The 10,740-nt window shown below is 67.6% G+C and carries 10 protein-coding genes; 7 read left to right on the forward strand and 3 right to left on the reverse strand.

The genetic code is table 11. The features are described from left to right. Positions 1-38 precede the first annotated feature (38 nt). On the reverse strand, positions 39-1,151 hold the full coding sequence (locus ASD34_RS08275) for a class I SAM-dependent methyltransferase (RefSeq protein WP_056575539.1): 1,113 nt from the start codon (positions 1,149-1,151) through the stop codon (positions 39-41). A 39-nt stretch (positions 1,152-1,190) separates the two neighbouring features. Here ASD34_RS08275 and ASD34_RS08280 point away from each other — a divergent pair, with 39 nt between their 5' ends. From ASD34_RS08280 to ASD34_RS08305, 6 genes are read left to right on the forward strand one after another with little or no spacing between them, the layout of a single operon-like run. After that, positions 1,191-1,973 carry an SDR family oxidoreductase gene (locus ASD34_RS08280; RefSeq protein ID WP_056575542.1) on the forward strand — a complete coding sequence of 261 codons (783 nt, stop codon included), beginning with the start codon at positions 1,191-1,193 and terminating at the stop codon, positions 1,971-1,973. Between the two features lie 14 nt (positions 1,974-1,987). Continuing rightward, a complete protein-coding gene (locus tag ASD34_RS08285; protein ID WP_056576172.1) occupies positions 1,988-2,365 on the forward strand; it encodes a dihydroneopterin aldolase in 378 nt (125 codons plus the stop codon). Between the two features lie 52 nt (positions 2,366-2,417). After that, the gene (ttcA, locus tag ASD34_RS08290) at positions 2,418-3,347 is read left to right on the forward strand and encodes a tRNA 2-thiocytidine(32) synthetase TtcA (protein WP_056575545.1); all 930 of its coding nucleotides are present in this window, start codon (positions 2,418-2,420) and stop codon (positions 3,345-3,347) included. Positions 3,348-3,393: 46 nt separating this feature from the next. Further along, complete coding sequence (locus tag ASD34_RS08295; protein ID WP_056575548.1) at positions 3,394-4,017, forward strand: DUF4136 domain-containing protein; 624 nt, start codon at positions 3,394-3,396, stop codon at positions 4,015-4,017. Between the two features lie 22 nt (positions 4,018-4,039). After that, positions 4,040-4,690 (forward strand): histidine phosphatase family protein, encoded by a 651-nt coding sequence (locus ASD34_RS08300; protein WP_056575551.1) that lies wholly within the window; start codon positions 4,040-4,042, stop codon positions 4,688-4,690. Between the two features lie 59 nt (positions 4,691-4,749). Next, complete coding sequence (locus ASD34_RS08305; protein WP_056575555.1) at positions 4,750-5,442, forward strand: Crp/Fnr family transcriptional regulator; 693 nt, start codon at positions 4,750-4,752, stop codon at positions 5,440-5,442. A 239-nt stretch (positions 5,443-5,681) separates the two neighbouring features. On the opposite strand, the gene ASD34_RS08310 is transcribed toward ASD34_RS08305, so the two are convergent. Both ASD34_RS08310 and ASD34_RS08315 read right to left on the reverse strand, forming a co-directional pair. After that, a complete protein-coding gene (locus ASD34_RS08310) occupies positions 5,682-8,849 on the reverse strand; it encodes an efflux RND transporter permease subunit (protein WP_056575559.1) in 3,168 nt (1,055 codons plus the stop codon). Then, positions 8,846-10,069 (reverse strand): efflux RND transporter periplasmic adaptor subunit, encoded by a 1,224-nt coding sequence (locus tag ASD34_RS08315; RefSeq protein WP_235510010.1) that lies wholly within the window; start codon positions 10,067-10,069, stop codon positions 8,846-8,848. The genes ASD34_RS08310 and ASD34_RS08315 overlap by 4 nt, the downstream gene beginning before the upstream one ends. A gap of 183 nt (positions 10,070-10,252) precedes the next feature. Between ASD34_RS08315 and ASD34_RS08320 the strand changes: the two genes are divergently transcribed. Next, entirely contained in the window at positions 10,253-10,711 is a 459-nt protein-coding gene (locus ASD34_RS08320; protein WP_056575562.1) for a hypothetical protein, read from the forward strand. Positions 10,712-10,740 lie beyond the last annotated feature (29 nt).

The raw sequence follows: 10,740 nt of genomic DNA on the forward strand, positions 1-10,740 counted from the left end.
GCCCGCCGGGGCGAGACCCGGCCTCGGGAAGCAACCCCTCAGAGGGTGTGACTCCGATCCCCCTCAGCGAACCCGACAGCGTCCCAAGGTTCACCCACAGCAAACCCCACCACCTTGAACAACTCCCCCATCTCATGCTCATGAATCAACCGAGCCGCCATCCCTCGCTGCGCCACAGTCCCGCGTTCCATCAACCCCAACATCCCGCAGTTCAGAAGAAACCGCGCCTGGCTCGTGTAGCCAAGAACAGCAAGCCCCGCCTCCTGCCCCGCCACGGCAATCCCGGTGAAGTCCACATGCGCCGTGATGTCCTTGTAGCCCACCTCCGACAGCGGATCGCCATCCGCCTGGTGCCCCCGATGGCACATCACCGTCCCCATGTGCCGCTGCGGGTGGTAGTACTCGCCCTCGGGAAATCCGTAGTCGATGAGAAACGCCGCGCCCTTCTCGAGCCGGTCCGCCAGCGTCGCAATGAACGCCTGCGCCTGCGGATGCACTTCCGTGAGGTAGTCATGCACCCCAGGCACCTCGACCGGCGGCCGAAGATCAGTCGGCCGGTCCACCCACGTCCACCCGTCCCCCGCCGGATTGCGCACCACGCCGCGCTCGAACCACGCCCCCTTCACCCGCGCCAGCAGCTGCACCGGCATCGCATCGAGCACCTCGTTGCCGACCACCACGCCCTCCATCGCCTCAGGCAATTCCCCGAGCCATTCGACCCGCCCCGCATGCCCCGCGAGCGCCTGCTGCTGCCGCTCGCGCAGGGTGCCCGACAGGTCGACGATGCGATAGCGCACATCCCTGCGTCCCATCTCGCCCAGCGCATGCAGCAGCTGCACCGCCAGCGCCCCCGAGCCCGCGCCGAATTCCCACACCGTGTCGGTGCCGGTTTTCTCCAGCGCTTCGAGCACCTGCACCGCGAGCGTGTGGCCGAACATCGGCGTCAACTCGGGCGCGGTCACGAAGTCGCTGCCGGATGAAGGCATGTGGCCGAACTTGGCCGAAGTGTTGGCGTAATAGCCGAGCCCCGGCGCATACAAGGCCAGGGCCATGAAGCGGTCGAAGCCGATCCATCCGCCCGCGCGTTCGACGGAACGGGCAATCAGATGGTCAAGGGCGATGGGTAAACTGTTTGTGGTTGGCGTCGTCACGGCGCCATTGTCCTCTTCCTCCTCGTTTTCTTCCCTCGCATGCGTGCCATCCCACCCTCCTCCCCCGATCGCCGCCGCACCGTCCTCGTCACAGGTGCGGGCCGCCGGCTGGGCCGCGAGATCGCGCTGGCGCTGGCGACGGGCGGCTGGCAGGTGGCGGTGCACTACCGCAGCTCGCGCGCCGAAGCCGAGCAGACCGTGGCCGACTGCGCCGCGCGCTCGGGCGACTCGGCGCTGTTCGAGGCCGACCTGGCCGACGAGCAGGCCACGCGCGCCCTGCTGCCGCGCGTGGCGGCACGCTTTCGCACGGTGGATGCGGTGGTGCACAGCGCCGCCCTCTTCGAGCACGACGATGCCGCCAGCTTCAGCTACGCGCTCATGGAGCGCCACGCGCGCAGCAACACGGGTGCGGCCATCCTGCTGGCGCAGGCACTGCACGAGCACCTGGCCCGGCGCGACGCACAGGGCGCCGTGGTGCACCTGCTCGACCAGAAGCTCTGGAACCCGAACCCGGACTTCCTGAGCTACACGCTCTCCAAGGCCGCGCTCGAAGCCGCCACCCCCATGCTCGCGCTGGCGCTCGCACCGCGCGTGCGCGTGGTGGGCGTGGCGCCCGGCCTCACGCTGGCGAGCCACATGCTCGACGACGACAGGTTCGCGCAGTTGCACAAGCTGTCGCCGCTGGGCCGCTCGTCCACCTCCGAGGACGTGGCCGCCACGGTGAAATTCGCACTGGAAAACCGCTCGATCACCGGCACCACGCTGCTGGTGGACGGCGGCCAGCACCTGATGAAATTCGAGCGCGATTTCTCGCTCATGTGACGAGCACCACCACCATGTCCACGAACACACCGCACGGCCACCAGACACTCACCCTCCAGGGCCTGCGCTTCGACGCCAACCTGGGCATCCTGGAGCAGGAAAAAACCGCGCCGCAGCCGATTCTGGTAGACGCCGAGCTCAACCTCGGCCCGCAGCCGCTGCTGCCGCAGGACGACGACATCTTCCACGTGCTGGACTACCGCAAGGTGCGCCGCATCATCATCGACGAGTGCACCGCCGAGCACGTCAACCTGCTCGAAAGCCTCATCGGCAAGCTCGCACAGCGCCTGCTGCAACTGCCCGGCGTGCGGGGCGTGCGCGTGAAGATCGCCAAGCTCGAAATCTTCGACGACTGCGAGGTCGCCATCCGCATCGAAGCCGGGGAATGGTGATCCAAGGCAAAATCGGGGGTCTTTCCCCCGATTTGCCCGAAGTAGCCACCCAATGAACGCCGTCTGGATCGACGAAACGCCCGAAGCCGGCGCGCCCCCCAACTCGCTGAAGATCGAGCGCGAAACGCACAAGCTCGAGAAGCGCCTGTGCCGCCAGGTCGGGCAGGCCATCGTCGACTACAACATGATCGAAGAGGGCGACAAGGTCATGGTGTGCGTCTCGGGCGGCAAGGACAGCTACGCGCTGCTGGACATCCTGCTCAAGATGAAGGCACGCGCGCCCATCCATTTCGACATCGTCGCGGTCAACCTCGACCAGAAGCAGCCCGGCTTTCCCGAAGAAGTGCTGCCCAAGTACCTGAGCGACCTGGGCGTGGCCTTCCACATCGAGAACCAGGACACCTACAGCATCGTCAAGCGCGTGATCCCCGAGGGCAAGACCACCTGCGGCCTGTGCAGCCGGCTGCGCCGCGGCATCCTGTACCGCGTGGCCGACGAGCTGGGCGCCACCAAAGTCGCGCTGGGCCACCACCGTGACGACATGCTGCAGACCTTCTTCCTCAACATGTTCTTCGGCGGCAAGTTGAAGAGCATGCCGCCCAAGCTGGTGAGCGACGACGGCAAGCACATCGTGATCCGCCCGCTGGCGTACGTGGCCGAAAAAGACACGGTGCGCTGGGCGCAGCACCGCGAGTTCCCCATCATTCCCTGCACGCTGTGCGGCAGCCAGGAAAACCTGCAGCGCAAGCAGGTCGGCGAGATGTTGCGCGAGTGGGACAAGAAGTACCCCGGCCGCGTCGAAAACATGTTCACCGCACTGCAGAACGTCGTGCCTTCGCACCTGCTCGACGGAACGCTGCACGACTTCCAGGGTCTGAAGGCGACGGGCGTGGCCGACGAGAACGGCGACAAGGCCTTCGACACGCCCGCTTTCGACCTGCTCTCCCAGGCACCCTCGGCCCTGCGCATCGTTCAAGGCTGACTCGGGCAACCCAGGGGAATTTAGGGCACTTGGCCCGGAGACCCTTATGTATCGTGCGTTTTCAGCTCTATTTTTAGCAGCAGCCCTGAGCAGCTGCGCCACCTCCTGGGTGGTCGACAGCAACGTCAAGAGCTTTGCCACGCCGGGCACGACCGTGCCGCCTGGCGCCACCTACCGCTTCGAGCGCCTGCCTTCGCAGCAGGCCGACACGGCGCGCCAGGACGGCCTGGAGGCCATGGCCGCGGCCGCGTTCGACAAGGTCGGCCTGCGCCGCGACGACACCAGGCCGCAGTACACGGCGCAGATCGGCGCGCGCGTCACGGCGGCGCTGTCGCCCTGGGCCGATCCGTGGCTGTACGGGCCCGGCCCGTGGGGCTACGGCTACGGCGGCTACTACGGCCACCGCTGGCATGGCGGGGGCTGGTACGGTGGCCCGATGTTCACGCCGCCGGCCAACCCCTGGTACCAGCGCGAGGTGAGCGTCGTGCTGCGCGAGGCGGGCGGAAGCCACCGCGTGGTGTACGAGACCCGCGCGCGCAACGACGGCCCCTACAGCGCGAGCGCGGCGATCCTGCCGGTGATGTTCGAGGCCGCGCTGCAGGGCTTTCCGAACCCGCCGCCGGGCGAGCGCCGCGTGAACATCGAGCTCGCGCCGGCTGCCAGGAAATGATGCACTTCTAGAATTCGGACGGATGGAAGTCCACCTCACCCGCCTGATCGCCGTGCGCCACGGCGAAACCGCCTGGAACGTCGACACCCGCATCCAGGGCCACCTCGACATCGGCCTCAACGCTACGGGCCTGTGGCAGGCGCAGCGCGCCGGACGGGCGCTGGCCGACGAGCCGATTGCGGCGGTGTACGCCAGCGACCTCTCGCGCGCCTGGCAGACCGCCCAGGCCATCGCCGCGCCCCACGGCCTCGACGTGCAGCCCGACCTGGGCCTGCGCGAGCGTGCCTTCGGCCGCTTCGAGGGCATGAGCTTCGCCGAGATCGAGGCCACCTTGCCCGAGGACGCCCGCCGCTGGCGCGAGCGCGATCCCGAGTTCGAACCCGAGGGCGGCGGCGAGAGCCTGCTGACCTTTCGCGACCGCGTGACCCGCACCGCCTCGGCCATCGCCGCGCGCCATCCGGGCGAGTTGGTGGTGCTGGTGGCCCACGGCGGCGTGATGGATGTGCTCTACCGCGCCGCCACGCGCCAGGAGCTGCAGGCACCGCGCACCTGGCAGCTCGGCAACGCGGCAATCAACCGCATGCTGTGGACACCCGAGGGCTTCAGCCTCGTCGGCTGGAGCGACATCAGCCACCTGGCCGCGGACACACCGCTCGACGAGTCCACGACCTAGCGCGAAGGACAAGGCGCGATGGGCTGCTTGCCTTTCTCCGTTCCGGGCAAGACGCCCCCATGAAACGAACCCACTCGACCCCCTCGGCGTACGCCAGCTGGGATGCCTCCCAGACGCTGTCTGCGCCGTGGATTCAAGCCACGCAGCTGGGAAGCTTTGTCACCCTGGAGGCCGGCGACACCATCGCGCGCGAAGGCGAACGGCATGACTACTTCTATCTGTTGCGGTCAGGTTTCGTTCATTCCACGATCCACCGAAGCAACGGTTCGGAGTTCCTGCTCGAGATCTTTGGACCCGGGGCGATCTTTGGCGAAGGTCCCGCATTCGCCGACAGCCCCCGGCCGACGACGACGCGCGTTGTTGCGCCAGCCGTCCTCAGCCGCTATCGCCCAGCAGATGTCGCGCAGCAGTTCTCGGCGCTCCCCGAGCTCGCGACCTCCTTGATCCAGCTGCTCGGATTCAAGAACCACATGATCGTCGCCAAGCTGGCCGGCGTGGCCTCGTCGGCGCCCAAGGAGCGGATCATCGATCTGCTGCTGCGCGTAGCGCGCCTGCCGTCGGCGCAGGCGTCGAAACAATGCACGGTCGACCTGACGCATGAGCAAATCGGCGCCATGACGGCATTGAGCCGCGTCACCGTCACCCGCACGTTGAATTCGCTGGCGGGACACGGGCTCATCGAAACGCGGGCCCGGCAAGTCAGCATTCCTGACGCACCGGCCCTGCGTCGTTTCCGCGATACATCATCGTAAGAAAAACCCGCTTCCTGTATCGCTGGATACCGTCAAGACCGCCCCCCCCTCGCGATCATTCAGCCCGTCACACACATGGACGGGACGAGGGTAGGAGGAGAAAACGCAGGGGCGTCAAAGAGAAGGCCAGAGCGCCTTCAATGGGCGATTGCCCGGGTGTGACGTTTCGCAGGACTGCAAAAGTTCTTTCAGGCCGGATGGTTCACGCGCGTGACCATCCGGCATCTTTTGAATCGCCGTCAGGCGTGCGACGCGGCATGCCCAGCTGCCGCCTCGGCCTTCGCCTCCCCTGGCAACTCCACCATCGGCCCGCTGCCGCTGTAGCGGTCGAGCGCCAGGTAGATCGCGGGCGTGATGTACAGCGTGATCACCTGCGAGAAGATCAGCCCCCCCACCACCGCCACGCCCAGCGGCTGGCGCAGCTCGGCGCCCGCGCCCAGGCCCAGCGCGAGCGGCAGCGCGCCCATCAGTGCGGCCAGCGTGGTCATGAGAATCGGGCGGAAGCGCAGCCGGCAGGCCTCGCGGATCGCGTCGACCGGCTTCATGCCCTCGGTGCGCTGCGCGTCGAGGGCGAAGTCGATCATCATGATCGCGTTCTTCTTCACGATGCCGATCAGCAGCAGGATGCCGATGGTGGCGATCAGCGTGAGGTCGAAGCCGAAGATCTTCAGCGAAAGCAGCGCCCCCACCGCCGCCGAGGGCAGGCCCGCCAGGATGGTGATCGGGTGGATGTAGCTCTCGTACAGCACGCCCAGCAGCACGTAGATGACCAGCACCGCGAGCACCAGCAGCACGGCCTGGCTCGACTGCGAACTCTGGAACACCGCCGCATCACCGCCGTAGGTGGTGATGATCGACTGCGGCATCTTCAGCTCTTCCTTGAAGCGGTCGATCTTCGCGGTCGCGTTGCCCAGCGGCACCTCGGGCCCGAGGTTGAACGACACCGTCACCGCCTGCAGCTGCCCCTGGTGGTTGACCGAGGTCGGCCCCACGGTGCGCTTGACGGTCGAGAAGGCCGACAGCGGCACGAGCTTGCCGGTGGTGCTGCGCACCGACAGCCGCGCCACGTCTTCCTCGAACTGGCGGTCGCTGTCGGCCGCCGACAGGATCACCTGGTAGGTGTTGCTCGCGCCGTAGATGCTGCCGATCTGGCGGTCGCCGTACGCGTTGTACAGCGCGGTGCGCAGGTCGCCGACGGCCACGCCGAGCACGCCGGCCTTGTCGCGGTCGATCTCCAGCGTGGCCTGCAGGCCGCGGTTCTGCGAATCGCTCGTCACGTCGCGGAAGTCGGGGTCGGCACGCATGCGCTCCATGAGCTTCGTCGACCACGGCACCATCTCGCCGGCGTTCACGCTCTGCAGCGTGTACTGAAAGCGCGCCTTGCTCTGGCGCCCGCCCAGGCGCAGGTTCTGCACCGGCTGCATGTAGACGGCCACGCCCGGGATTTCGCGGAAACGCTGGCGCAGCAACTCGAGCACCTTCGACATCTTGGGACGCTCGCTGCGCGGCTTGAGCACCGCGAACAGCCGGCCCGAGTTCTGCGTGGCGGTCGGGCCGCCCACGCCGACGAAGGAACTCACATAGGCCACGCTCGGATCGGCCTGCAGCGCGGCCGCCACGCGCGCCTGCAGCGCCTTCATGGCGGTGAAGGAAATGTCTTCGGCCGCTTCGGTGGTGATCTGGATCTGGCCGATGTCTTCCTCGGGGAAGAAGCCCTTGGGGATGCTGATGAAGAGCCACGCCGTGACGACGAAGGTCAGCCCCGCCATGGCCAGCATCAGCGCACGGTGCGCGAGCGTCCAGTCGAGCGTGCGCATGTAGGTGCCGTGCACCGCGCGGTAGCCGCGCTCGAAGGCCCGGCCGATGGCCGTGCCGGGCTCAGGGTGTTCTTCCTCGTGGTCGAGGTGGCCTGCGCCTTCCTTGCGCGGCACGTGCCTGAGCAGCCGGCTCGCCAGCATCGGCACCAGCGTGAGCGACACCACCGCCGACACCAGCACGGCCAGCGCCACCACCACGGCGAACTCGTGGAACAGCAGGCCGATCACGCCCGGCATGAAGAAGATCGGGATGAACACGGCCACCAGCGAGATCGAGATCGACACGATGGTGAAGCCCACCTCGCGCGCACCGCGCAGCGCGGCGGCCATCGGCTCCATGCCCTTCTCGACGTAGCGCATGATGTTCTCGAGCACCACGATGGCGTCGTCCACCACCAGGCCCACGGCCAGCGTGATGCCCAGCAGCGAGACGTTGTCCAGGCTGTAGCCGAAGGCGTACAGCAGCGCCACGGCGCCAATCAGCGAGATCGGAATGGTGGCTGCCGGAATCAGCGTGGCCACCAGCCGGTGCAGGAACAGGAAGATCACCAGCACCACCAGCGCGATGGTGCCCAGCAAGGTGAGCTGCACGTCGTGCACCGCCTCGCGGATCGAGAGCGAGCGGTCGTTGACCATGTGGATCTCGACCGACTGCGGCAACTCGGCCTTGAAGCGCGGAATGAGCGCGCGCACGGCGTCCACCACCTGCACGGTATTGGCATTGGGCTGGCGCTGCACGGCGAGCGAAATCGAGTCCTGGCCGTTGAAGCTGCTGGCGGTCTTGACCGACTCGAAGCTGTCTTCCAGCGTGGCCACTTCATCGAGCCGCACCGGCGCGCCATTGCGCTGCGCAATGATGAGCTTGGCGAAATCGGCCGCCTTCATGAGCTGGCGGTTGGCCTGGATGGTGAGCGTCTGGCGCGGGCCGTCGAGCGTGCCGACCGGCGTGTTGGCGTTGGCCGAGTTCACGGCCTTGGCCAGCTCGTCGAGCGTGATGTTGCGCGCGTTGAGCAGGTCGGCGTTGGCCTTGATGCGCACCGCGAAGGCCTTGCGCCCGTACACGCCCACCTGGGCCACGCCGTCGATGGTCGAGAGCGTGGGCGAAATGAGGTTCTCGGCGTAGTCGTTGAGCTCCGACGGGTTCATCGACGGCGAGATCAGCGCGATGAACAGCACCGGCGCGTCGGCCGGATTCACCTTGCGGTACGAGGGCAGCTGCGTCAGCTCCTGCGGCAGCTGGCGCTGGGCGCGCAGCAGCGCGGCCTGCACGTCGACGGCAGCGGCATCGATGTCGCGGCTGCTGACGAATTCAAGCGTGAGCGAGGTCACGCCCTGGGTGTTCACCGAGCTGATGGTCTGCAGGCCGGGAATCGTCGAGAACTGCTTTTCGAGCGGCAGCGCGACCGAACTCGCCATGGTGTCGGGGCTCGCGCCCGGCAGCTGCGCGTTGACGTTGATGACCGGCGTGTTGTAGCTCGGCAGCGCCGCGACCGGGATGCTGAAGTACGCAAAGATGCCAATGACCACGACGGCCGCCGACAGCAGCACCGTCATCGCCGGACGGCGGATGCAGAGCTCTGAAATGTTCATGCGCGTTCCCGCGCCGGCTGGACGTCCGACGAGGCCGCGCTGCCGGGCGTGACGCCCGTGGTGCCGTTGGCGGGCGCCCCACCCGGGCCAGCCGGTCCGGCTGGCGCTTTCACGTCGACGCGCACCTTGCCGCCCGGGCGCACGTTCTGGCTGCCTTCGATCACGACCTGCTCGCCGGGCGTCACGCCGCTCACGGCGACCTTCGTGCCGAAGGTGTGGAGCACCTTGACCTGGCGGCGCGCCGCGTTGCGCTCGGCATCGACCACGTACAACGTGGCGCCGTCGGACAGCATCATGAGCGCCGCGGCCGGCACCACGGTGACGCCGCCCAGCATGCGCACCGTGATGCGCGTGTTGACGAACTGGCCCGGCCACAGGCTCTGGTCGGCGTTGGCGAACACGGCCTTGGCGCGCACCGTGCCGATCTGCGGGTCGACCGTGTTGTCGACGAAGTCGAGCGTGCCGAACAGCGGCTCGCGCCGGCCCGTGACCAGCGCCTCGACCTTGGCGCGCGTGCGTGCCGCGGCCAGCAAGTCCTGCAAGTTGCCTTCGGGCACCGGAAAGCTCACGGCGATGGGGTCGAGCTGGGTGATGGTGACCAGCGACAGCGTGGGCTGCACCAGCGTGCCCGGGTAGATGTTGACGGCGCCGATGCGCCCGGCGATGGGCGCGCGCAGCGTGGCATAGCCCAACGCCACCTGCGCCGATTGCACTGCCGCGCGGTCGGCCGCCACGGCGGCGCGCTGCGCTTCGAACTGCGACAGCGTGGCGTCGCTCGCGCTCTTGGAAATGAAGTTCTGCGCGAGCAGCTCCTGGCTGCGCCGGTACTGGCGCTCCAGGTCGGCCAGCGTGGCCTCGTCCTTCTTCTGCTGGGCCCGGGCGCGGGCGAGGTTCGCCTGGTCGTTGCGGTCGTCGAGCGTGAAGAGCAGCTGCCCTTCCTTCACGAACTGGCCTTCCTTCACGTGCACCGCGCTCACCGTGTTCGTGACCTGCGGGCGAAGATCGACGCTGTTGAGCGACACCACGCTGCCATTGACCTGCACGGTGACCGGCACGTCCTGCCTTTCGGCCGTGGCCAGCGTGACCAGCGCGGCGGCCGGCCCGGCGCTCGGGGACTTGGCGTCTTTCGTGACGGGCCGATCGCCCGACATGCGCCACCAACCGCCCGCGACGGCTACGATCAACACGCCCGCGAGGGCGAAGGCGGCAGTTTTCTTCATGGGTTCTTGTGCACTTTGGGCTGACAGCAACTATTGCAGCAGTGGCCGACGCGCAGTGTTCATGGGCGCCGTAAAGAAATGTAAAGCAGGCCCGCCGAAAAGCCCTTCACCACCCGCTGCCCCGGCATGAGGGAAAACACCCCCTCGCTAAAATCGCCGGTCCACAGCCTCTGGATATACCCCATGAACCGCTGCAAGGCACCCACGAAAACGCTCACTTCCCTCGCCCTCTGCGCCGCCCTTGCCGGCGCCGCAGGTCTTTTCTCCCTCCACGCCAGCGCCCAGGACGAGGTGCCCCGTCCGCAGACCCAGAACGAGTCGCTCAATGGCGGGCGCAACTTCCCGGTCGGCACGCTGCGCGGCAAGTTCATGGTGACCAGCGCCCCCGACGTCGAGCTCGACGGCCGGGCCGACCGCCTGGGCGCCGGTGCGCGCATCCGCAGCCCGCAGAACATGCTGGTGATGCCCGGCGCCATCGTCGGCCAGAAGTACCTTGTGAACTACACGCGCGACGCCGCCGGGCTGCTGCGCGAGGTCTGGATCCTGACACCCGACGAGGCCCTGGCCAGCCGCGAATCGCTGAACAAGCCGTTCCTGAACATCTGGCCGTTCGTCTCGAACGACACGGTGAACACGCAGTAACGCGGCCACGCCGCAAGCAAGCAAGAATC

It is taken from the genome of Variovorax sp. Root473, assembly GCF_001426505.1.
In the GTDB taxonomy this organism is placed as follows: domain Bacteria; phylum Pseudomonadota; class Gammaproteobacteria; order Burkholderiales; family Burkholderiaceae_C; genus Variovorax.

Excerpts from the sequence above, each read along its gene's own strand:
- ASD34_RS08280 (WP_056575542.1), top strand. The coding sequence starts at position 1,191 with ATGCGTGCCATCCCACCCTCCTCCCCCGATCGCCGCCGCACCGTCCTC.
- ASD34_RS08285 (WP_056576172.1), top strand. The coding sequence starts at position 1,988 with ATGTCCACGAACACACCGCACGGCCACCAGACACTCACCCTCCAGGGC.
- ttcA (WP_056575545.1), top strand. The coding sequence starts at position 2,418 with ATGAACGCCGTCTGGATCGACGAAACGCCCGAAGCCGGCGCGCCCCCC.
- ASD34_RS08295 (WP_056575548.1), top strand. The coding sequence starts at position 3,394 with ATGTATCGTGCGTTTTCAGCTCTATTTTTAGCAGCAGCCCTGAGCAGC.
- ASD34_RS08300 (WP_056575551.1), top strand. The coding sequence starts at position 4,040 with ATGGAAGTCCACCTCACCCGCCTGATCGCCGTGCGCCACGGCGAAACC.
- ASD34_RS08305 (WP_056575555.1), top strand. The coding sequence starts at position 4,750 with ATGAAACGAACCCACTCGACCCCCTCGGCGTACGCCAGCTGGGATGCC.
- ASD34_RS08310 (WP_056575559.1), bottom strand. The coding sequence starts at position 8,849 with ATGAACATTTCAGAGCTCTGCATCCGCCGTCCGGCGATGACGGTGCTG.
- ASD34_RS08315 (WP_235510010.1), bottom strand. The coding sequence starts at position 10,069 with ATGAAGAAAACTGCCGCCTTCGCCCTCGCGGGCGTGTTGATCGTAGCC.
- ASD34_RS08320 (WP_056575562.1), top strand. The coding sequence starts at position 10,253 with ATGAACCGCTGCAAGGCACCCACGAAAACGCTCACTTCCCTCGCCCTC.